The sequence below is a fragment of the Kitasatospora sp. NPDC054939 genome (assembly GCF_053610105.1).
On record NZ_JBSGXP010000011.1, the window covers coordinates 49,454 to 70,579 of the forward strand.

The following is a 21,126-nucleotide window of genomic DNA, read 5'->3' on the forward strand; positions in this document are numbered from 1 at the left end:
CATCGCCCACCCGCCCCGCGCAGAGGTACCCATGACCACCTCCTGGACCACCTTCGGTGGCGACCTCCTCCTCGACCTGACCGGCCGCCGGGCCGCCGGCGCCGGCCTGCGCGCCGCCCTGGAGGACGCCCTGCGCGAGGCCGTGCAGGACGGCCGGCTGGCGCCCGGCACCCGGCTGCCGTCGTCCCGGGCGCTCGGCGACGACCTCGGGATCGCCCGCAACACCGTGGTCGAGGTGTACGGCCAGCTGACCGCCGAGGGCTGGCTGACCTCCCGTCAGGGCTCCGGCACCACCGTCGCCGAGCAGTCCGCCCCGCACCGCCCGACGGCCGCACAGCCCCGGCCGCAGGCCCCGCGCCCGGCCCGGCACGACCTGCAGCCCGGCCGCCCCGACGTCTCGCTGTTCCCCCGCAGCGCCTGGCTCGCCGCCGCCCGCCGGGCCCTCGCGGTGGCGCCGCACGAGGCCTTCGCGTACGGCAGCCCGATGGGCCGGATCGAGCTGCGGCGGGAACTGGCCGGCTACCTGGCGCGGGTGCGCGGGGTGCGCACCGACCCGGAGCGGCTGCTGATCTGCACGGGCGTCACCCAGGGCCTCGGCCTGCTCGCCACCGCGCTGCGCGAGCGCGGCGCCCGCACCCTGGCGGTGGAGGCGTACGGGCTGCCGCCGCAGCGCAGGGTGGTCGAGGCGCACGGACTGGGCGCGATGCCGCTGCCGGTGGACGAGGAGGGGGCCAGGACCGACCTGCTGCCGTGGACCACCGCGGGCGCCGTCCTGCTCACCCCGGCCCACCAGTTCCCGACCGGAGTGCCGCTGGCCGCGCACCGCCGGGCCGCGGCGGTGGCCTGGGCGCGCGAGAGCGGCGGCTTCGTGATCGAGGACGACTACGACGGCGAGTTCCGCTACGACCGGCAGCCGCTGGGCGCGACCCAGGCGCTGGACCCGGAGCGGGTCGTGTACGCGGGCACCGCCGCCAAGAGCCTGGCCCCCGCGCTGCGGCTGGCCTGGCTCGCGCTGCCGGACGAACTCGTCGAGCCGGTGGCCCGGTTGAAGCAGCTGGCGGACACCCAGTCCGGGGTCCTCGACCAGTTGACGCTGGCCGAGCTGATCGCCTCCGGGACGTACGACCGGCACGTGCGCCGCTGCCGGCTGCACTACCGGCGCCGCCGCGACCGGCTGGTCGCGGCGCTCGCCGAACGGGCTCCGCACGTACGGATCACCGGCATCGCGGCGGGGATGCACGCCGTACTGGAGCTGCCCGCCGACTCGATCCCGGAGCCCGAGCTGCTGGCCCGGGCCGAGGCGGCCGGCCTGGCCGTGAACGGGCTCGGCTGGTGCCTCGCCGATCCGGCACTGGCCCGCGACGCGGCCCCCGGTCTGGTGATCGGCTACGGCACGCCGTCCGAGCACGCCTTCCCGGCGGCCCTGGACGCGCTCTGCGAGCTGCTGCGCGGGGTGTGAGGCCCGGCCGGCGGCGGCCGGCGGGCCGACAGGTCACTTGTTCCGGTTGCCCAGCTCGAAGAGCAGCATGATGAAACCGGCGAAGGCGTGGGTGACGACCATGTAGACCAGGACCCGGATGCCGACCCGGCGGTTGGCCCACTTGCCGGCGTCGACGGTCTTCGGGGCGGGCGCGGCGGCGGTGGGGGTGCCGGGAGCGGCGGCGGGGGTGGTGACGGGGTCAGCCATGGCGGCTCTCCTCCAGGGGGTCCGACGGTTCGGGTTCCGGGGTTCGTCAGTGCGGGGTGGCGGGGCCTCCGCCGAGGCAGAGTTCGCCGCCGGGGCTCTGCAGCAGGGTGTGGACGAACAGCAGCTCGACCCCGTCGGCCGACTCGGCGGCGATGCAGTGCGGGGTGAGCGAGTCGAAGTGCGCGGAGTCGCCCGGGTCGAGCTGGTGGACGCGGTCCCCCAGGGTCAGCCGCAGCCGCCCCTGGAGCACGTACAGCCACTCCTCGCCCGGGTGCACGCGGACGACCGCGTCCTGCACGCCCGGCGGCACGTGGACGCGCAGCGCCTGCATCGCGCGGCCCGGGGCGCCGGCCCGGCGGTAGCCCCAGCCGCCGGCCCGGCCGGGTTCGATGGCACCGCCGCGGACGACCGGGTCCGGCTCGACCATGGCCTCGCCGAGCAGTCCGGAGACGGAGGTGCCGTAGGCGCGGGCGAGGCCGAGCAGCACCGGCAGCGAGGGCTGCCGTCTGCCGGTCTCCAGTCGGGACAGATACGCTGGGGAGAGCCCGACCCGGGCGGCGGCGACCTCCAGGGTGAGCCGGCTGGAGAGCCGGTGCTCACGCAGGCGGGCGGCGAGGCCGGCCACCTCCTGGTCGTCGACGGGGGCATCGCTGGTGGTCATGGGACCAGTGGACACCCGCCGTGCCGAGCGGGCAAGAAATTTGCCCCACAGGCAAGTTACTCGGCGTTCCCCGACGATTGCGGACCGCTGCCCCCCTGCCTCCCTGCCCCCCGCGCCGCCGGCCTACTCCGCGGCCAGGTGGTCAGGACCGGGGCCGACCATGCCGCTGGTGACCCCCGGCTGCGACTGCCGGCGGGCGGGCTCGCGCCCGGGCGGCTGGGTGCAGCGCTCCTGGGCGGGCGGCGAGGCCGTCGGCCGGGTGACCGGGCTGCCGGCCCGGACGATGATCTCCTCGCCGTCGTGGCGCAGCCGGATGACCTCGCCCCGGCGCAGCGTGTAGGTGGTCTCCTCGTGCGAGATCCGGATGCCGAGCAGCATCCCGCGCAGCTGCATGGAGAAGGTCAGCCGCATCAGCCCGGCCGGCAGCCGGGGCCGGAAGAACAGGCCGCCGTCGGTGTGGTCCCGCAGCCCGCCGAAGCCGGCCACCAGGGCGATGCAGGCGCCGGCCAGCGAGGCCATGTGCAGCCCGTCGCGGGTGTTGCCGCCGAGGTCGTGGAGGTCCATCATCGCGGCCTCGGCCGTGTAGTCGTACGCGAGGTCGAGCTGCCCGACCTCGGCGGCGATCACCGCCTGGGTGCAGGCCGAGAGCGAGGAGTCGCGGACGGTCAGCCGCTCGTAGTAGGCGAAGTTGCGGGCCTTCTGCTCGTCGGTGAAGGCGTCGCCGCGGACCTGCATGGCGAGCACCAGGTCGGCCTGCTTGACGACCTGCTTCCGGTACAGGTCGAAGTACGGGTAGTGCAGCAGCAGCGGGTAGTTCTCGGGCGGGGTGCGCTCGAAGTCCCAGACCTGGTGGTCGGTGAAGCCGTCGGCCTGCGGGTGGACGCCGAGGTTGTCGTCGTACGGGATGAACATGGCCGCGGCGGCGTCCCGCCAGGCGGCGGTCTCCTCGGTGTCCACGCCGAGGGCGGCGGCCTCGCGGGGGTGCCGGCCGGCGGCCTCGGCGGCGACCCGCAGGTTCGTCTGCGCCATGAGGTTGGTGTAGACGTTGTTGTCGGCGACCGCGCTGTACTCGTCCGGGCCGGTGACGCCCTCGATGCGGAACCGCCCGATGGCGTCGTGGTGGCCGAGCGAGCGCCACATCCGGGCGGTCTCCACCAGCAGCTCCAGCCCGTACACGCGCTCGAAGTCGTCGTCCCCGGTGGCCCGGACGTACCGGGCGACGGCGACCGCGATGTCGGCGCCGATGTGGAAGGCCGCGGTACCGGCCGGCCAGTAGCCGGAGCACTCCTCGCCGCGGATGGTCCGCCACGGGAAGACCGCGCCGGCCAGGCCGAGCTGCGCGGCGCGCTCGCGGGCCATCGGCAGGGTGGTGTGGCGCCAGCGCAGCGCCTGGTTGACCGCGGCGGGCAGGCAGTAGGTGAGCACCGGCAGGACAAAGGCCTCGGTGTCCCAGAAGCTGTGGCCGTCGTAGCCGGGGCCGGTCAGGCCCTTGGCCGGGATGGCCCGCTCCTCGCTGCGGGCGCCGGACTGCAGGACGTGGAAGACGGCGAACCGCACGGCCTGCTGGAGTTCGACGTCGCCCTCGATCTCGATGTCGCTGGAGGCCCAGAAGTCCTCCAGGAACGTGACCTGTTCGGCGACCAGGCCGTCCCAGCCGGTGAACCGCGCGGCGGTCAGCGCGGCCTCCACCTGGTCCCGCACGGCGGGCAGCGAGCGGGTCGCCGACCAGCCGTACGCCATGAACTTGACCAGCCGCAGCCGCTCGCCGGGCTGCAGCACCGTGGTGACGCTGATCCGGCCGTGGTCGGCGGCGCTCTCGGCGACGGTGTCGAAGCGGTCCGGGCCCTCGATGAGGTGGTCCATCCCGGCGGCGACCCGGATGCCGCTGTAGCGGGTGCGGTGGACCAGGACCGCCTTCGCTCCGCCCGCCTGGTGCGACTCGCCGATCAGCGGCGCCTCCAGGACGGCGGCGGCCCGCGGGTCGCCGTCGGCGCCGCCGGGCAGCTGCTCGTTGGCGACCAGTTCGGACTGCAGGACGATCCGCACCGGCCCGTCCACCGCCGCGACCACGTACTCGACGGCGGCGATCGCCCGCTGGGTGAGCGAGACCAGCCGGGTGGACTCGACCCGGACGGTCCGCCCGGCCGGGGAGGTCCATTCCGCCTCGCGCCGCAGCAGCCCGTCGCGGAAGTTCAACCGGCGGCTGTGGCGGCGCAGTTCGCCGTAGCGCAGGTCGAAGGGCTCGTCGTCGACCAGCAGCCGGATGATCTTGCCGTTGGTCACGTTGATGATGCTCTGGCTGGACTCCGGGTAGCCGTAGCCGCCCTCGCCGTACGGCAGCGGGCGCAGCTCGAAGACGCCGTTGAGGTAGGTGCCGGGCAGGCCGTGCGGCTCGCCCTCGTCGAGGTTGGCGCGCAGGCCGATGTGGCCGTTGGAGAGCGCCAGGACGGACTCCGCGCGGGCCATCGAGGCGAGGTCCAGGCCCTGTTCGGCGATCTGCCACGGGTCGACGACGAACAGTTGCTCCTGGCCGCTCACTTGGGCTCCTCCCCGGGCCGCTCGCCGGGCTCCTCCCCGGGCCGCTCGCCGGGCTCCTCCTCGGACCCTTGCCCGGGGCCCGGCTCGGGCTCCTCCAGCAGCTCGGCGAGGTCCGTGACCACCACGGTGGCCCCGTGCCGGCGCAGTTCCCCGGCCTGCCCGGCGCGGTCCACGCCGACCACCGCGCCGAAGCCCCCGGCCCGGCCCGAGGAGACCCCCGCCAGGGCGTCCTCGAAGACGGCGGCGTGCGCGGGTTCGACGCCCAGGGCGCGGGCGGCGGCCAGGTAGGTGTCGGGCGCGGGCTTGCCGGGCAGGCCCTCGCGGCTCGCCACGATGCCGTCCACCACCACGTCGAAGTACCCGTCGATCCCGGCGGCCCGCAGCACGTCCCGGCAGTTGGCGCTGGAGGAGACCACCGCGCTCGGCAGCCCGAGCCCGCGCAGCCGCCGCACGTAGGCGACCGAGCCCTCGTACGGGCGGACGCCCTGCTCGCGGATCATGCGGAGCACGGTGTCGTTCTTGGCCCGTCCGACGCCGTGCACGGTGCGGGCGCCGGGCGGGTCCGCGTCGGTGCCCTCCGGCAGGTCGACGCCCCGGCTGCGCAGGAACTCCCGGGTGCCGTCGAGGCGCGGACGGCCGTCGACGTAGGTGTCGTAGTCGGCGACCGCGTCGAACGGGACGAACGGCCCGCCGGTGCGGGCGGCCTCGTCCCGCAGGAAGGCGTCGAAGGTGTCCTTCCAGGCCGCCGCGTGCACCTCGGCGGTCCGGGTGAGGACCCCGTCGAGGTCGAAGAGGAAAGCGCGGATGTCGTCCGGTAGCCCCAGCATGGGTGAAGTCTTCCCTTCTTCGGGGTTCGAAACGGGCAAAGCCACCCGTTCCCGGCGGCGCGTCGCGGGAACGGGTGGCTTCGGTCCGGGCCCGTCGGCGCAGCGGGTCACCGGTGCGTCAGGTCCCGGGCGGATCGGGCGTACGACGCGTCAGGGCGAGTCGGGCGAGGCGATCACCGCGAAGACGGCGCCCTGCGGGTCCCGGACCACGGCCATCCGCCCGGACTGCATGTCGAACGGCGGCTGGACCACCGAACCGCCCGCCTTCACCAGGGCGTCCACCACCGAGTCGGTGTCGTCCACCGAGAAGTACGTCATCCAGTGCGACGGCGTGCCCGCCGGCAGGTAGTCGGCCACCGGCTGCATGCCGCCCACCGTGCGCTCGTGCACGTTCAGCGAGAAGTAGCCCTCCATGCCCTGGATGGTGGCCGGCCGCAGGCCCAGCGCCTTGTGGTAGAACGTGCCGGCCGCCTCGGTGTCCTCGGTGTTCAGCTCGTTCCAGACCAGCGCGCCCGGCTCGTTGACGACGCCCGCGCCGATGAACTCCAGCGGCTGCCAGACGCCGAACACCGCACCGGTCGGGTCGGCGGCGACCAGCATCCGGCCGGTCGTACCGACCTCCATCACCGGGTACATGATCGTGCCGCCGTGCTCGGCGATGGCCGCGCCGGTCGCGTCCGCGTCCTCCGAGGCCAGGTAGGTGGTCCAGCCGACCGGCGGGAGCGGCAGGCCCTCGGGCGCCGAGCGCTCCATGATGCCGGCCACCGGCTTGCCGTTGAGCGAGCACACCGCGTAACCGCCGAACTCGGGCGGGCCGACCTCGCCCTGCCAGCCGAACAGGTCGCGGTAGAAGTCGAGGGCGGCCTGCTGGTCGCTCGCCATCAGATCGACCCAGCACGGCGTGCCGGGCTTGTACGGAGCGGTGACTACGGGCATTGCTGGCCTCCAGGGGTCGGCGAGCAGGTGGGTCGGCGGGGCCGGGGCGGGCCGGGGCGACGCACCGGCCACCGGACGTCGGTACACCGCCCACCTTCCTCGCGGTTGTGCCCGCGCGCCACCGGACGGCGCCCTGCGGGTTAGCGCCGGGCCGGTACTAGGGCGTGTGTTTCGGGGGCGCGGCGTGGAGGGGCTGGACCTTGCCGCTCTGCGCGTAGTCCTTCAGCCGCACCAGCAGCTCCGCCCAGGCACCGGCCACCGCGGGCAGGCGCTCCTCGCTGCCGGGCTGCCAGCCGCCGTGCCGCAGCAGCAGCCGGGTGCGGTGCGGGTCGTCCGGCTGGTCGGAGAGGTCCCAGCTGATCCAGGTGCCCGCCCAGTGCGGCGGGTAGGCGCCCGCGTTCACCCACACCACCCGGTCCCGGTCGGCCCGTTCGCGGCGCAGCCGGTACGGCTCGGACGCCTGCGGGAGGACGTGGACCAGCACCTCGTCGCCCTCCCGGTCCACCTCGCCGGACCACCAGGCGGTCAGCCCGTCGCGGGTGTTCAGCGCGGCCAGGACGGTCTCGCGGGGCGCGGCGATGTCGAGCTGCAGGGCGATGTCGGTCACGGCGTCCGCCTCTCTGCCGTACGGCCCCCTCCCGCCCCACCATCGCAGGGTTGCCGGGTTTCCGCCCGGTACCGGGGCCGCGGGTCTCCGCCCGGTGGCGGTGCCTCGCCGACGGTCAGCCCCCGGAGCCGTACGTGATGTCGGAGCAGATGTCGTCGTCGGCCGAGCGGGCGTCCTCGGTGATGCTCGGCGGCAGGGTGGCCGGCGCGGTCGGGGTGGTGGCGGCGCCCCCGGAGGCGGCGGCGCCGCCGTTGGCCGCGGCGAAGTCCTTGCCCACGGTCACCGTGACCCCGGCCGACTGCCCGGCCTCCACCGTGGCGCCGGGGAACAGCGCGGCGACCTTCTCCGCGTTGGCCTTCTGACCCGCGCCGTACTCGACCGTCGTGGTGGCGTGCTTGTTGGTCTTCGCGGTGCCCATCTTGGTGACGGTGAACTTGGACGCCTTCAGCAGTTCGCCCGCCTTGTCGGCCATGCCCGTGGTGGTGGTGCCGTTGTAGACGGCCACCTTGATGCTCTGGTTGCCCGCTTCGGGGGCCGGGGTGCTCTTGGCGGCGGCCGGGTTGGGCGTGCCGGTGGGGGTCGGCTCGCCGGTCGGCTGGGCGCTCGGCGAGGCGGCGTCGGGCTGCTGGCCGGTGGCGTTCTGGCCGTCGATGGTGCGGTCGGCCTTGAGGCTGGCCCACAGCTTGTCGGCGTCGGCGGTGACGATTTCGAGGTCGTCGCCCTTGAACCGCCAGGGCGGGGTGAGGAACTTGAGGTCCTTCATGTCGATGTTCTTCATCGAGAGCCCGAAGGACACCAGCTTGTCCACCGTGCCGAGGCCCTCGTCGACGGTCATCGACTTGGTGGCGGCGTCGGCCAGCGGGATGAGGTTGGTGGGGCTGAGGCCCTTCTGCTTGATCTTGCTGATCAGCGAGCCGAGGAAGGCCTGCTGACGCTTCATCCGGCCGATGTCGGAACCGTCGCCGATGCCGTGGCGCAGCCGGACGTAGTCCAGGGCCGCCTGGCCCTCCACCTTGTTCTTGCCGGACGGCAGGACCTGCTTGCCCTTCTTCGGCAGCTTCGGGTTCATGTCGCCCTCGTAGATGGGCTTGGGGAGGCAGATCTCGACACCCTCCACGGCCTTGGTCATGGCCGCGAAGCCCTGGAAGTCGACCACGATGGTGTGGTCGATCCGGATGCCGGTCAGCTTCTCCACGGTGTTGAGGGTGCAGGCCGGGTTGCCCTCGGACGTCCCGCCCACCGAGAAGGCGCTGTTGAACAGCGCCCCCTTCTCCTCCTTGGTCCACTTGCCGTTCGGCAGCTTGCAGGCGGGCCGGGTGACCAGGGCGTTGCGGGGTATGGAGATGCCGATGGCGTGCTTGTGGTCGGCGTAGACGTGCAGCAGCAGCGTGGTGTCCGAGCGGGCGCCGTCGCTGTCGCCGCCGCCCAGGTCCGAGTTCTTGCCGCCGCGGCTGTCGGAGCCGATGAGCAGGATGTTGACGGGCTTGTTGCCGTCGGCGTCGGCCTGCGCCTCCGGCGGGCGGTCGGAGGCGATGCCGTCGTTGCTGAAGGTGCTGAGGTTGCCGTTCAGCTTCCAGTAGAGGATGCCGCCGGTGGCCGTGATCAGCACCAGCACGCCCGCCGCCGACCAGGCGACGATCTTCTTGACGTTCTTCTTGGGCTTGCGGCTGTTGCGGGCCGCCGCCCGTCCGCCGGTCGGCTGTGCTCCGCCGGTCGCCTGTGCAGGGACGTTTCCGCGCTTGCCCTGGGCCGCCCGCCGGGCCTCGGCCCGGCCTCCCGGTCGGGGTGCGGGCACCCCGCCGGCCTCCGTCGCACCCTCGGCCGTGAGCGCACCGGGCGCGTCGTCGCCACGAGCCGGGCCCTCGCCCCACTGACCTGACATGCGTGTACCTTTCACCGGCCGATGCGGCGCCACGGAGGCGCACTGCACACAGAGAGACGGCCGAGATCGCGCCCAGGTTGCATGGACGTCGGTCACATCGACCGACGAACGCCCCCGCAGCTCTGCCCTGCGCCCCCTTGCGGAACCCCGGCAAACGCAGGAGTCCCGTTCGGAGCATACAAGCCGGTCATACTTTTCGACCGTGACCCGGGCCGCCCCTCGCGGGCTCCACACGGCGTCACCCCGCCCCGCCGGCGGTACGGGGCGCCGGGCGGCACCGGCCCCGAACGCACGGGAGCCGGGCGGACGATGGACGTCCGACCCGGCTCTCCGCTCGGTGGGCCGCCAGGGGCTCGAACCCTGAACCTACGGATTAAAAGTCCGCAGCTCTGCCAATTGAGCTAGCGGCCCGCAGCCCGTCCCCGCGGGGGTGGGCCACCGCGATCCTACCCGGTGGCGCCCAGGCGTCCGCCAGTGGATTGTCGGGGCGCGCCGGGTCGGCGGGCGTGCGGAAGGTCAGGCGGCGGCCGGGGTCCAGTGGGCGGCGCGAACCCGGCGCAGCCACGCCTCGGCGGGCGCCGGATCGGGCTCCGCCGGGAGCACGCCGGGCCGGGAGAGCCGCTCCGACGCCTCGGCGAGCAGGGCCTCGGCGGCCTCCGGGCGGTCCGCGATGCGTTCGCCCAGGTCACGGACCCGCTCGGGGTCGGCGAGCCGGACGGTGTTCTCGCCGGTCTCGAACAGCCCCACCGCCTGCTCGACCAGCCGGACCAGGTGCCGGGCGTGCTTCGCGGCCCGCGCACGGGTGACCGGGTCCGTGAGGTCCCGGGTGAGCAGCTTCCTGAACTGCTGCGTGGCGTAGCCGAGATACGCCCGGCGTACGCCGCCGGCGCTGAGGAACGAACGGCGGATCGCGATCAACTCCTCGCCCAGCGGGGTGCGCACCTCGTACAGGTCGTCCGGGAGCCAGACCAGCTCGGACGCGGTCGGGTTGCAATTCAGCGCCAGGCGGCACCACTTGGCGGCCTCGTGCAGGGTGCGGTCCTCCGGCGCGCTGGTGACGTACGACTCGGCGGGGCGGTTCAGGCCGTGGAACTCGGCGGTCGGGGCGGCGAACAGGCCCAGCCGGTCGATGTCGGAGCCCGGGTGCGCCAGACCGTACGCGGTCGAGCCGACGATGCCGGAGAGCAGGACGGTGCCGTTGGGCTCGGACATGGCGTGACTCCCTGGTCGGATCGGCTCGGCCCGGAGGGGCGCGGTGCGAGCGGTGGGTACGAGTGGCGGGTGCGGGCGGGCAGCGGGTTCGGCCCGTGGGCCTGCCAGATTCTGCCCGGCCGGGCCGCACCGGGGCGACCGAATTCCCGGCCGACCGGTCCGCCCCGGCCACCCGGCCACCCGGACTGCCGGGCGGGGGCGGCGGGCCGCGCACGGGTTACCGTTCAGGGCATGACGCCTCCAGCTGACACCGTGATCGTCACCGGCGCCGGACGCGGCATCGGCGCCGCCACCGCCCTGCTGGCCGCCCGGCGCGGCTACCGGGTCTGCGTCAACTACCGCACCGACGAGGCATCCGCCGCCGGCGTGGTGGACGCCGTCCGGGCCGGGGGCGGCACCGCGATCGCCGTACAGGCCGACGTCACCAGGACCGCCGAGGTCGAGCGGCTGTTCGCCACCGTCGACGCCGAACTCGGCCCGCTCACCGCCCTGGTGAACAACGCCGGCACGCTGGAGCGGCAGTGCCGCCTCGACGAACTCGACGAGGACCGGCTCAACCGGATCTGGGCCGCCAACATCACCGGCCCGTTCCTCTGCGCCGCCCGGGCCGTCCGCCGGATGTCCACCCGGTACGGCGGCTCCGGCGGCGCCATCGTCAACGTCTCCTCCGCCGCCTCCCGGCTCGGCTCACCCAACGAGTACGTCGACTACGCCGCCGCCAAGGGCGCCCTCGACTCCATGACCCGCGGACTCGCCCTGGAGGTCGCCGCCGAGGGCATCCGGGTCAACGCCGTCCGTCCGGGCCTGATCCGCACCGACATCCACGCCCTCGGCGGCGAACCCGGCCGGGTCGACCGGGTCGCCCCCGACCTGCCGATGCGGCGCGGCGGCGAACCGGAGGAGGTCGCCGAGTCGATCCTCTTCCTGCTCTCGCCCGCCTCCTCGTACACCACCGGCGCGTTCATCGACATCGCCGGCGGGCGCTGAACGGCGCTCCCGGGCCGGACCGGCGGGGCCGGGCAGGAGGGCTCCCCGGCCGGACCGGGCCGGCGGTGGCCGCGTTCCGTTCCCGTCCTTCCGCCGTTCTCCCGCCGCCCGTACGGTGGAGCCCATGACCGACCTGCCGGGCCGCGAACCCGAACCGCCTGCCGTCTTCGTCGACATCCCCGGTGTGCGCAACTTCCGCGATGCCGGCGGCGTCGGCACCCTGCGCCGGGGCGTGCTCTACCGCTCCGGCTCGTTCCACACCCTCGCCCCCGAGGGCGCCCAGCGCCTCAAGGCCCTCGGTCTGCGCACGGTGATCGACCTGCGCAGCGCCGCCGAGCTGGAACTCTGGCCCGACCTGCGGCACGGCCTCGACCACGAGACCCTGCACGTGCCGACGCTGCCCGCCGACCGGGAGGACGTCGAGCACCCCTGGCCCGAGGACCAGGTCTCGCTCTACCCGTTCATGGCCTCGACCGCCGGGCCCTCGCTGGTCGCGGCGATCCGCCGGCTCGGCACCCCGGGCGCCATCCCGGCCGTCGTCCACTGCGCCGTCGGCAAGGACCGCACCGGGATCACCATCGCCGTCGTGCAGTCCCTGCTCGGGGCGTCCGACGAGGAGATCACCGCGGACTTCCTGCACTCCAACGCCGGGCTCGGCCTCCTCGACGGGCCCACCCCGTACCTCGACGAGACCGGCACCGAACGCGTCTCCCGCCCGATCTCGGCCGCCCTGCTGGCGTCCGCCCTCGGCTGGATCCGCACCCGGCACGGCTCGGTCACCGACTACCTCCGCGCCCACGGCAGCACGGACGCCGACCTCACCGCCCTGCGGGCCAACCTGGCCGGCTGACCGCGCGGGCGGGGGAGAGCGGCGGGGGCAGCGGGCCGGGCGGGCACCGGGCCGGGCAGCGGTAGACCGCCGGCGGGAGCCCCCGGCCTACCGCACCCGTTCCAACCGCCACCACTGCGCCGCCGAGTCCACGTCCTCCCACTGCTCCGCCCCCGACTCCCCCGCCGTCAGCGCCTTGCCGCTCACGAAACTGGTGAGCGTCCAGGTGCCGGGGGCGTCGAGGTGGTGCTCCAGCAGCCACTCCTGGGCGCCGAAGGCGTTGGCGGACCACTGCTGGATCCGGACCCCGTTGTCGGTGGCGGCGCCGGTGACGTCGAGGCGCTTGCCGGAGGCCGCGTTCTCGAAGTGGTACAGCGCGCCGCCCGGGTGGACGGCGGTGATCCGCCACAGCTGGGCGTCCGAACCGTCCGCCTCCGCCTGCCGGACCTTCGCACCGCTGCGGCGGCTCCCCTCCGCGACTTCCAGCAGCAGTCCGTCGCCGACGTTGCGCACGCGGTACAGGCCGTCCTCGATCATCGATGTGCTCCCGGGCTCGGTGTCCCGGGGAGTCTCTCATCAGGCACCCGGCACCGGGCGCGCCGGGCGGCCCGCCTATGCTGCGGCGAATGGTGTCCGATCGAAACCCCTCGAACGACGGGTCCGCCGACCCGTCGGAACGTCAGCAGGCCTCCCCGCTCCACGATCTGACCGACGATCTGCAGTCCGCCATGGAGGCCGCGGACGGCGACCGCTTCGAGACCGCCCTGCGCGCCCTGGGCGCCGCCCTCGGCCCGGCCGGACCGCGGGACTCGGCCGCTGCGGGCCCCCGGCTGGCCGGGCTGCTGCCGCAGGCGCCGCCGTTCCCGCGGGCACACCTGGCGATGATGGTGGGCGCGTGCGTGGAGCGCGGGGCTGACCCTGTGGCGTGCGCCGACCAGGTGCTGGCCGGGGTGCGCGGGGCGCTCACCGGGGCGCTGCGGCTGGCCGAGCGCTGGGCGGAGACCGGCGGCGGCGAACTGCCCGACCCGGAACGGGACGAGCCGGGCAAGGTGCACGACCGGATCGAGGACCCCGAGCACCTGGACGAGCGGCACGCCCACCACGCGGTCGCCGGCTGGTGGACCCTGGAACTCTGGGAGATGGCCGCACTCGCGGTCTACACCCACGCCGCCGTCCGGACCTCGGCCCGGGAGTCCGGGGTGAGCGAGGTCCTGCTGGAGCTGGCCGAGCGCTACGCCGGCGTGGACCGCGAGCTCAAGTGCCTGGCGTACGCGGCGAAGGCGCTGGACGACGAGCCGCTGCTGGTGCTGCACCGCCCGTCCGGCACCGGCTACCTGCTGCGGATGGACGGCGTCACCGACAACTTCCAGCTGCACACCCTGCTGGCCGACGTGCTGGTCGGCGGCGGGCACCTGCCGGGCGACGCCCCGCACCCGGAGGTCGCCGCGCTGAGCCGGACCGAGCAGCTCCGGCCGGACCACCGGCCGACCGCCACCGGCGCGTTCAACCTGGTCGCCCCGGACGGCTCGTGGATCTGGAACGAGGGCACCCCGAGCGACATCCCGGTGGTCGACGGGGTGCGCACGCTGGTGCTGGACCCGCAGCCGTACGAGCGGAGTTGGAGCGCCGGACGGTTCATCCAGCAGATCCCGGGCGACCTGCGGCTGGAGCGGGTGCTGGAGCCGCAGGACGCGGCGGCCCGGCTGGCGGCGGCCGCACCGGCCCGGCCCTTCGGCCAGGGCTGACCGCGGGCCGCACCCCGGCGCCTCCCGCCCCTGCCGCGCCCGCTGGGCCGGCGGAGGGCGGGGCCGTGACCCGGCGGCGGGCGTGCGGGTTAGGGTCGGAGGAAGTCCGACGCGTCGCAGAAGTGGAGTCGACCATGGCGAGGATCCCCCACACGCTCTCGGCCGCCGCACCGGCCGCGCTCACCGCCGCGGGCGGGTTGCTGGGCGGCTACGGCGTGGCCCGGTGGAGCGGCCGGCGCGAACTGGGCGGGGCCGTCCTCGCGGTGGCCGGCGCCGGGGCCGCGGCGCAGTGGCACCGCCGCTCGGGTGCGGCCACCGCCGCCGCCCTGACCGGCCTGTACGTCGCGGCATTCGGCGGTTCGCACCCGCTGGCGAAGAAGATCGGCGCCTGGCCGTCGGTGTTCGCGGTGACCGGGGTGGTCGCCGCCGCCTCGACCGCGGCCACGGCCGTCACCGCCCGCCGCAGCTGACCCGGCCGGGGCCGCCACCCGGGCGGCCCCACCCGGCCCGGCCGGCCCGGACGCGGCCCGAAGCCCCGGCGCGTCCCGTCCCGGGTCTCAGCCCTGCGGGGCCGCCGCGCCGAACTCGGCCTCGAAGGCCGCCCGGTTCGCCGAGACCGGGGTGCGGTCCCAGACCGCGAACACCACCCGGTCGAAGGCCGCCCCGTACCGCTCCAGCGCCCCGGCGAAGGCCTCCGCGACCTCGGCCGGGTCGTTCCCGAACACCCCGCAGCCCCAGGCGCCGAGCACGAGGTCCCGCACCTCGTGCCGGGCCGCCGCCGCAAGCACCCGCAGCGCCCGCTCCGCCAGCTCCGCCCGCACGTCCACCTGTGCCGAACGCCGGGCCAGCTGACCGGCGTTCGGCGCGGGCGAGGTGAGGAAGGTGACCGGGTACGGCTGCTCCAGCAGCTCGCCCCGCTCCCCGCGCACCACCGGCACGTCCGGCGAGACGATCACCCGGTGGCTGTACCGCAGGTCGTCGGACGCCCGGTGCGCCGCGTAGTAGTCCGGTGCCTCCAGCAGGCAGGTGTACAGCAGCGCACTGCGGCAGAGGTCCTCCTCCTGGGCGCGGGCGCCGCGCAGATAGCCGCCGCCGGGGTTGCGGGCGGACGCGAAGTTCAGCACGCCGACCCGGCCGCCGGTGCCCGACTCGAGCAGCCGGCGGGCGGCCGGGATGCTCCCCTCGGCCGTCACCTCCACCGGTGCCCGCCCGGGACCGGGCGCCTGAGCGCGTATCAGCTCCTCCAGCTCCTGCGGCGCGTACGACACCGTCCCCTCCCGGGCGGCCCGCAGCCGCTCGGCCAGCTGCACGGCCTCCCCTCCGGCGGGCCGGTAGCTCCCCCGCTCGACGATCTCCTCGTTCTCCACCGCCACCTGGCTCAGTCTGTTGCCCATGCGGCGACCGTAGGTGACGGCCGGGTCACCGCGCCACCGGTTATTCTCACCGGCAGAACAACGCGGCCGGCCCGGCCCGCCCGACGTGCACGCAGCACCCCGGGCGCCCGGCGCCCGGACGCGGAAAAGCGGCGGGCCCGCCCCACCGAAGTGGAGCGGGCCCGCCGTCACCGGTCGTCGCCGGTGTCAGTTCTTCCAGCGCGGCTTGCGGTCGTCGCGGCCGAAGCCGGAGTTGAAGCCGCCCGAACGGCCGCCGCGGTCGTCACGGTCGCGGTTGAAGCCCCCGCCGCTCTGCGGGCGGCCGCCGGAGCGGTGGTCGTCGCGGCGGGAGAACGGACGGCTGCTGCTGCCGCCGCGCTCGTCGCGGTCCCGGCCGAAGGCCGGGCGGTCGCCGAAGGAGCGGGCCGGACGGTCGCCGAAGCCACCGGAACGGCCGCCGCGGTCGTCGCGGTTGAAGCCTCCACGGTCGCCACCGCGGTCACGGTCGCCGAAGCCACCCGAACGGCCACCGCGGTCGTCACGGTTGAAGCCGCCACGGTCACGGTTGAAGCCACCGCGGTCACCACCGCGGTCACGGTCGCGGTTGAAGCCGCCACGGTCGCCACCGCGGTCACGGTCGCCGAAGCCACCCGAACGGCCACCGCGGTCGTCACGGTCCCGGCCGCGGTCGCGGTCCCGGTCGAACGCCGGGCGCTCGGTGCGCGCCTCGCGGTACGCCGGGGTGCGCTCCTCGGCCGCGGCGGCGGGCGCCTCGGCGGCGACGGCCGCACCCTCGGCGGCCGGGGTCTCGTCGGCGGCCGGGGCCTCCTCCTCGATGCCCAGCTCGGCCCGCTCGCGGGCGGCGCGGGCGGCGAGCCGGTCGGCCTCCTCGCGCAGCTCGGTGGCGCGGCGCTGGGCACGCTCCAGCTGGCGGGTCATGTCGGCGAGCTCGCGCTCGGCGGCACCGGCGATGCCGGCCGCGCTCTCGGCCTGGACCTCGACCAGCGAGCGGGCGCCGGTGATCTTGGCGACCTCGGCGTCGAAGGCGTGGTCGAGGATGTGGCGGCTGGCGTCGACGCCCGCGTCCTCCATCAGGCGGAAGACGCCGCGGCGCTGGTGCGGCAGCACCAGGGTGACGACGGTGCCGGAGCGGCCGGCCCGGGCGGTACGGCCGGAGCGGTGCAGGTAGTCCTTGTGGTCGCCGGCCGGGTCCACGTTGAGGACCAGGTCGATGCCGTCGACATGGATGCCGCGGGCGGCGACGTCGGTGGCGACGACGACGTTGACGTAGCCGTCCTTGAAGTCGCCGAGGACGCGGGTGCGGGCGCCCTGGGTCATGCCGCCGTGCAGCGCGTCGGCCTTCACACCGGCCTCGAGGAGCTGCTCGGCGACGCGGTCGGCGCCCATCTGGGTGCGGACGAAGATGATCGTGCGGCCCTTGCGGGCGGCGATCGCGTTGGTGATCGGCGCCTTGTCCTTGGGCTTCACCACGAGGATGTGGTGGGTCATGGTGGTGACCGCGCCGGCCGACGGGTCGACCTCGTGGGTGACCGGGCTGTTCAGGTAGCGCTTGACCAGGGTGTCGATCTCGTTCTCCAGGGTGGCGGAGAACAGCAGGCGCTGGCCGCCGGCCGGCACCTGGTCGAGGATCTCGGTGACCTCGGGCAGGAAGCCCATGTCGGCCATCTGGTCGGCCTCGTCGAGGACGGCGACGCGGACGTCGTCGAGGATGGCGGAGCCGCGGTTGATCAGGTCGCGCAGGCGGCCCGGGGTGGCGACCAGGACGTCGACCCCGCGCTCCAGCGCGTAGATCTGGTTGGACATCGACGTACCGCCGCAGACGACCTTGAGGCGCAGGCCGAGCACCGAGCCGAACGGCTCCAGGGCGTCGGCGACCTGCATGGCCAGCTCGCGGGTCGGGACGAGGATCAGGCCGCGCGGCTGCTTGGGCCGGGTGCGCTCGCCGTCGGCGAGGCGGGTCAGCAGCGGCAGGCCGAAGCTCAGGGTCTTGCCGGAGCCGGTGCGGCCGCGGCCCAGGACGTCCTTGCCGGCCAGCGCGTCCGGGATGGTCGCGGCCTGGATCGGGAACGGGGTGGTGACGCCGCGCTTGGCGAGGGCGCGCACGACCTCGTCCGGCAGGCCCAGGTCGCCGAACGTGATGGTGGGCTCGGCGTCCTCGACCTCGACGGCGTCGGCCTCGACGGCGTCGGCGCCGTCCAGGACCTCGACGGCCTCGGTGACCTCGACGGCCTCGGTGATCTCAGCGATCTCGGTGATCTCGGTGGTGGCATCGGCGGCGGACTCGCTCGCGGGCATGGCGAAGCGGGCGTCGTCAACGAGAGACATTCAAAACCTTCCGGAAGTGGCACGCGCCAAAGTCCGGGGTTCTGTTTCACAACCGCCTCTATGCGGTCAGCCACGGATCGCCGGAACGCGCCAAGGGCGCCAGATGGGAATAGGGCGCCAGTCAAATGGATCAAACGAACGATCTACCACCATAGAGGAACCTCGGGATCAGAGGCAAACGCGCTGGCCAGACCGCTAATGCCCGCCCGCACCGTGGCTCGGTGCCGAAGATCCAGAGCCGCTGGCGGTCGGTTCGGGCGCCGCGGTGGCCGTCGGAACGGGCGTCGGGTGGCTCGTCGCGGTGGGCTGCGGCGCGCTCGGGCTCGCCGCCGGGGTGGAGGCCGTACCGCCGCCCGAACGGCCGTCCCCGGGGCCGCCGGTGGCCCCGCCGGCGCCGCCGGTGCCGCCCGACGCCCCGGTCGAAGCACCGGCACCCGGCGAGGGCGCGGGTTCGGCGCTCACGCCCCCCGCCGCGCCCGGCTCGGGCTCGCCCAGGACCTCCCCCGGCAGCGGGACCGCGCCGACCGGCGCCCCCGGCGACACCTCGCCGGCCGCGGGGCTCACCCCGGCCACCGGCGTGCCCTCGCCCTGCGCGCCCCCGGGCCGCTCCGCGCGCCCGCCACCGCTCTGGTGACCGCCGGCCTGGCCGGCCGGACCGCCCGTGCTCTTGCCCACCGTCCCGGCCTGCCCGACCGGCACCGAACCGCGCTTGTCCTCGGCGCCCGGCCCGACCGACATGCACCCGGTCAGCCCCAGCCCGGCCACCGCCAGCACCGCCGCAGCCCGCACCACGCCCGTCCGCACCGCACGCGCCCGGCCGCCCGGCTCGCGCACCACCACCTCGCGCACCACGGCCGGCCGCCGCGCCTCCGCTCCCGCTACCCGCTCCGTACGCACCGCAGTCACCGAGCTCCCTCTCCTGGCGCCCCGCCCGTGGCCGCCGCTGCGGACGGCCGCTTTCGGTGCCCAACGGCGCTCGCGCCCCACGGGACACGGCCGGCCCCACCCGAGCGCCCGAACACCAGCCGCCCGGAGCAGCGTCCGCCCCACCGCCCCGCCCCACCGCCCCGCCCCGGCGCTCAGCCCCGGCGCTCAGGCCCAGAACAGGCCGGCCAGGCCGGCCCCCGCCCACACCGCCGCCAGGCCGGCCGCCACACCGCCCAGCACGTTCAGCAGCGCGTACCGCCCGGCGCCGCCCTCCACCAGCCGCAGCGTCTCGTACGAGAAGGTCGAGTACGTGGTCAGCGCGCCGCACAGCCCGGTGCCGAGCAGCAGTTGGAGCCGCGCCGACGCCGCCCCGGCCGCCACCGCACCGGTGAGCAGGCCGAGCACCAGGCAGCCCGCCGTGTTGACGGTGAAGGTGCCCCACGGGAAGACCGAGTCGTGCCGCGCCTGCACCGCCCGGTCGGTCAGATAGCGCAGCGGCGCGCCGACCACCGCCCCCGCCACCACCAGCAGCCAGTTCACCCGCGCTCCGCTCCGCCGGCCGCCCCGGCGCCGCCGAAGCGGACCAGCTCGCAGGCGTCCAGCACCACCGGGCCGGTCACCCCCAACTCGGCCAGCACCGGCAGGAAGGCCCGCACCCGCTCCTCCTCGTCGACGACCACCACCGCCACCGGCAGGTCCCCGCTCAGCGACAGCAGCCGCGCGGTGTGCACCAGCGAGGACGCCCCGAAGCCCTCGACACCCCGGAACACGCTCGCCCCGGCGAGCCCGGCGGCCCGCGCCCGGTGGACCACCTCGCTGTACAGCGGCCGGTGCCGGCTGCGGTCGCCCTCGCCGACCAGCACGGTCAGCCGCAGCACCGGCACCGTCACCGCCCCCGCCACCTTCGCCGGAGCGCCGGCCGCGCCGCCCACCGCATCCTCCGGACCCCTGCCCGCCGCACCCGCCGCGCTCACCGCTGTGCACCCCCGCCCCGGCGGATCAGACGGCGCGTCAGCCCGGCCGCCGCCCACACCGCGGCCATCGCCGCCACGAGCGTCGCCACCAGGTACAGCGCCCCCGGGCCCGGCCGCCCCGCCTCCACCAGCCGCCGGACGTCCACCGCGTACGTGGAGAAGGTGGTGAACCCGCCCAGCACCCCCGTCCCGAGGAACGGCCGCAGCAGCGGATGCGCCGGCCGCCCCTCGGTCACCGCCACCAGCAGCACCCCGATCAGCGCGCAGCCCAGCACGTTCACGCCGAAGGTCGTCCAGGGGAACGCCGTCGGCCCGTCCGGCCACAGCAGCCCCGCGCCGTACCGCGCCGACGCCCCGATCGCACCGCCCGCGGCGACCGCCGCCACCGCCCGTCCCTGGCCGCGCAGCACCGGCGGCCGGGCGGGCGCCCCGGCCGCCTCCCTGGTCGGCAGCGTCCCGTCCGAGGTGGTCACGGCCCCATGAAACCGCACGACCGCCCCGCGGGCCCCGGCCCGGCCCGCACGACCCGCCGCGGACCCCGCTTGCGCCACCTGGCACCCCGTCACCGCAGGCCCGACAATGATCCGGTGGAGATGACCCGGGAAGAGTTCGAGACGCTGGTCGGCGACGCGCTCGACGGGATTCCCCCGCAGCTCGCGGCCATGATGGACAACGTCGCCGTCTTCGTCGAGGACGAGCCCGACCCCGCCGACCCCGAACTCCTCGGCCTCTACGAGGGCACCCCGCTCACCGAGCGCGGCGAGTGGTACGCCGGCGTCCTGCCCGACCGGATCATCATCTACGTCGGCCCGACCCTGCGGCTGTGCGACTCCCGCGAGCAGGTCGTCGACGAGGTCCGCACCACGGTGATCCACGAGGTCGCCCACCACTTCGGCTTCGACGACCACGAACTCGACGAGCTCGGCTGGTCCTGACCCCGCCCCCGCACCCCCCGCGGACCGCCCGCGCCCCGCCCGGCGGAAACCCGTTTTGGCGATCCGCTCCACATCCCATATGCTTCTCGACGTCCCCGAACGCTGGATAACAGCCGGACAGGCCGCAAGCCCTCATCGTCTAGTGGCCCAGGACGCCGCCCTTTCAAGGCGGTAGCACGGGTTCGAATCCCGTTGGGGGCACGCAGTACCGTAGTACAGTGCAGTACGCAAGACCGCGGTGGAGAGACAACCACCCCAGGTCCCGTGGAGCAGTTGGTTAGCTCGCCACCCTGTCAAGGTGGAGGTCGCGGGTTCAAGTCCCGTCGGGATCGCTCGTCTCACAGGAGACGGCGCAATACGGCCAGGTAGCTCAGTTGGTACGAGCGTCCGCCTGAAAAGCGGAAGGTCGCCGGTTCGACCCCGGCCCTGGCCACAGTCGAAGCCCCCGCAGCGAAACGCTGCGGGGGCTTCTTCGTGCCTCCCTCCGGCCGCCGCCGCCCGCGGCTCCCGGCCCGCGGCCACCGGCCCGCCTCCGCGGTCGAGGCGCCGCCGGCCGCGCCGGCCGCTGGCGTGGACGGTGCTCGCGCACGGCGCCGGGGGGCTGTGACACTGGAGGGGCTCCGAAACTCGGGTGCACGTCGTGCGCCCGCTTGCGAACCT

21 protein-coding genes and 4 tRNA genes are annotated in these 21,126 nt (G+C 75.1%); 9 read left to right on the forward strand and 16 right to left on the reverse strand.

The features are described from left to right. Positions 1 to 31 precede the first annotated feature (31 nt). Positions 32 to 1,459, forward strand: coding sequence for a MocR-like pyridoxine biosynthesis transcription factor PdxR (gene pdxR / locus ACWGB8_RS05475; RefSeq protein WP_452210512.1), 1,428 nt, complete (start codon positions 32 to 34; stop codon positions 1,457 to 1,459). Between the two features lie 33 nt (positions 1,460 to 1,492). Here pdxR and ACWGB8_RS05480 read toward each other — a convergent pair whose 3' ends face one another. The 9 genes from ACWGB8_RS05480 to ACWGB8_RS05520 form a co-directional block, all read right to left on the reverse strand. Continuing rightward, a complete protein-coding gene (locus ACWGB8_RS05480) occupies positions 1,493 to 1,687 on the reverse strand; it encodes a DUF6126 family protein (protein ID WP_452210513.1) in 195 nt (64 codons plus the stop codon). A 46-nt stretch (positions 1,688 to 1,733) separates the two neighbouring features. Continuing rightward, positions 1,734 to 2,348, reverse strand: coding sequence for a helix-turn-helix domain-containing protein (locus ACWGB8_RS05485; RefSeq protein ID WP_452210515.1), 615 nt, complete (start codon positions 2,346 to 2,348; stop codon positions 1,734 to 1,736). A gap of 123 nt (positions 2,349 to 2,471) precedes the next feature. Further along, positions 2,472 to 4,886 (reverse strand): glycoside hydrolase family 65 protein, encoded by a 2,415-nt coding sequence (locus ACWGB8_RS05490; protein ID WP_452210517.1) that lies wholly within the window; start codon positions 4,884 to 4,886, stop codon positions 2,472 to 2,474. Further along, positions 4,883 to 5,713 (reverse strand): HAD family hydrolase, encoded by an 831-nt coding sequence (locus ACWGB8_RS05495; protein WP_452210519.1) that lies wholly within the window; start codon positions 5,711 to 5,713, stop codon positions 4,883 to 4,885. Before ACWGB8_RS05495 ends, ACWGB8_RS05490 begins: the two co-directional genes overlap by 4 nt. A gap of 150 nt (positions 5,714 to 5,863) precedes the next feature. Then, positions 5,864 to 6,649 (reverse strand): VOC family protein, encoded by a 786-nt coding sequence (locus ACWGB8_RS05500; RefSeq protein WP_452210521.1) that lies wholly within the window; start codon positions 6,647 to 6,649, stop codon positions 5,864 to 5,866. 157 nt (positions 6,650 to 6,806) lie between these two features. Further along, positions 6,807 to 7,256, reverse strand: coding sequence for an SRPBCC family protein (locus ACWGB8_RS05505; RefSeq protein ID WP_452210523.1), 450 nt, complete (start codon positions 7,254 to 7,256; stop codon positions 6,807 to 6,809). 115 nt (positions 7,257 to 7,371) lie between these two features. Next, a complete protein-coding gene (locus ACWGB8_RS05510; RefSeq protein ID WP_452210525.1) occupies positions 7,372 to 9,138 on the reverse strand; it encodes an LCP family glycopolymer transferase in 1,767 nt (588 codons plus the stop codon). 338 nt (positions 9,139 to 9,476) lie between these two features. Continuing rightward, positions 9,477 to 9,549, reverse strand: a tRNA-Lys gene (locus ACWGB8_RS05515). A 105-nt stretch (positions 9,550 to 9,654) separates the two neighbouring features. Next, a complete protein-coding gene (locus ACWGB8_RS05520) occupies positions 9,655 to 10,350 on the reverse strand; it encodes a nucleotidyltransferase domain-containing protein (protein ID WP_452210527.1) in 696 nt (231 codons plus the stop codon). Between the two features lie 231 nt (positions 10,351 to 10,581). Here ACWGB8_RS05520 and ACWGB8_RS05525 point away from each other — a divergent pair, with 231 nt between their 5' ends. Continuing rightward, on the forward strand, positions 10,582 to 11,337 hold the full coding sequence (locus ACWGB8_RS05525) for an SDR family oxidoreductase (RefSeq protein ID WP_452210529.1): 756 nt from the start codon (positions 10,582 to 10,584) through the stop codon (positions 11,335 to 11,337). A gap of 124 nt (positions 11,338 to 11,461) precedes the next feature. Next, positions 11,462 to 12,187, forward strand: coding sequence for a tyrosine-protein phosphatase (locus ACWGB8_RS05530; RefSeq protein ID WP_452210530.1), 726 nt, complete (start codon positions 11,462 to 11,464; stop codon positions 12,185 to 12,187). Positions 12,188 to 12,274: 87 nt separating this feature from the next. Here the strand turns inward: ACWGB8_RS05530 and ACWGB8_RS05535 are convergent, their stop codons facing one another. Continuing rightward, positions 12,275 to 12,703: an RICIN domain-containing protein gene (locus ACWGB8_RS05535; protein WP_452210532.1), complete on the reverse strand. Its 429-nt coding sequence runs from the start codon at positions 12,701 to 12,703 to the stop codon at positions 12,275 to 12,277. Between the two features lie 89 nt (positions 12,704 to 12,792). On the opposite strand from ACWGB8_RS05535, the gene ACWGB8_RS05540 reads away from it, so the two are divergent. Continuing rightward, positions 12,793 to 13,911, forward strand: a complete 1,119-nt coding sequence (locus ACWGB8_RS05540; RefSeq protein ID WP_452210533.1) for a hypothetical protein — start codon at positions 12,793 to 12,795, stop codon at positions 13,909 to 13,911. A gap of 134 nt (positions 13,912 to 14,045) precedes the next feature. Beyond that, positions 14,046 to 14,381: a hypothetical protein gene (locus ACWGB8_RS05545; RefSeq protein WP_452210535.1), complete on the forward strand. Its 336-nt coding sequence runs from the start codon at positions 14,046 to 14,048 to the stop codon at positions 14,379 to 14,381. Between the two features lie 87 nt (positions 14,382 to 14,468). On the opposite strand, the gene ACWGB8_RS05550 is transcribed toward ACWGB8_RS05545, so the two are convergent. The 6 genes from ACWGB8_RS05550 to crcB (ACWGB8_RS05575) all read right to left on the reverse strand — a co-directional run bounded on the left by ACWGB8_RS05550 (position 14,469) and on the right by crcB (ACWGB8_RS05575) (position 20,004). Beyond that, on the reverse strand, positions 14,469 to 15,305 hold the full coding sequence (locus ACWGB8_RS05550; protein WP_452210537.1) for a TIGR02452 family protein: 837 nt from the start codon (positions 15,303 to 15,305) through the stop codon (positions 14,469 to 14,471). A gap of 186 nt (positions 15,306 to 15,491) precedes the next feature. Next, entirely contained in the window at positions 15,492 to 17,630 is a 2,139-nt protein-coding gene (locus ACWGB8_RS05555; RefSeq protein WP_452210539.1) for a DEAD/DEAH box helicase, read from the reverse strand. A gap of 195 nt (positions 17,631 to 17,825) precedes the next feature. Further along, positions 17,826 to 18,536 (reverse strand): hypothetical protein, encoded by a 711-nt coding sequence (locus ACWGB8_RS05560; RefSeq protein ID WP_452210541.1) that lies wholly within the window; start codon positions 18,534 to 18,536, stop codon positions 17,826 to 17,828. Positions 18,537 to 18,722: 186 nt separating this feature from the next. Continuing rightward, on the reverse strand, positions 18,723 to 19,097 hold the full coding sequence (gene crcB, locus ACWGB8_RS05565; protein ID WP_452210543.1) for a fluoride efflux transporter CrcB: 375 nt from the start codon (positions 19,095 to 19,097) through the stop codon (positions 18,723 to 18,725). Then, entirely contained in the window at positions 19,094 to 19,447 is a 354-nt protein-coding gene (locus ACWGB8_RS05570) for a DUF190 domain-containing protein (protein ID WP_452210545.1), read from the reverse strand. Before ACWGB8_RS05570 ends, crcB (ACWGB8_RS05565) begins: the two co-directional genes overlap by 4 nt. Positions 19,448 to 19,527: 80 nt before the next feature. After that, positions 19,528 to 20,004 carry a fluoride efflux transporter CrcB gene (crcB, locus tag ACWGB8_RS05575; protein WP_452210547.1) on the reverse strand — a complete coding sequence of 159 codons (477 nt, stop codon included), beginning with the start codon at positions 20,002 to 20,004 and terminating at the stop codon, positions 19,528 to 19,530. Positions 20,005 to 20,124: 120 nt separating this feature from the next. Between crcB (ACWGB8_RS05575) and ACWGB8_RS05580 the strand changes: the two genes are divergently transcribed. From ACWGB8_RS05580 to ACWGB8_RS05595, 4 genes are all read left to right on the forward strand, one after another. Continuing rightward, positions 20,125 to 20,466 carry a metallopeptidase family protein gene (locus tag ACWGB8_RS05580; protein ID WP_452210574.1) on the forward strand — a complete coding sequence of 114 codons (342 nt, stop codon included), beginning with the start codon at positions 20,125 to 20,127 and terminating at the stop codon, positions 20,464 to 20,466. Positions 20,467 to 20,594: 128 nt separating this feature from the next. Next, positions 20,595 to 20,667, forward strand: a tRNA-Glu gene (locus ACWGB8_RS05585). Positions 20,668 to 20,724: 57 nt separating this feature from the next. Then, positions 20,725 to 20,798 (forward strand) — tRNA-Asp (locus ACWGB8_RS05590). A 27-nt stretch (positions 20,799 to 20,825) separates the two neighbouring features. Next, positions 20,826 to 20,899: transfer RNA gene (locus ACWGB8_RS05595), tRNA-Phe, on the forward strand. The last annotated feature ends 227 nt before the right edge of the window (positions 20,900 to 21,126 follow it).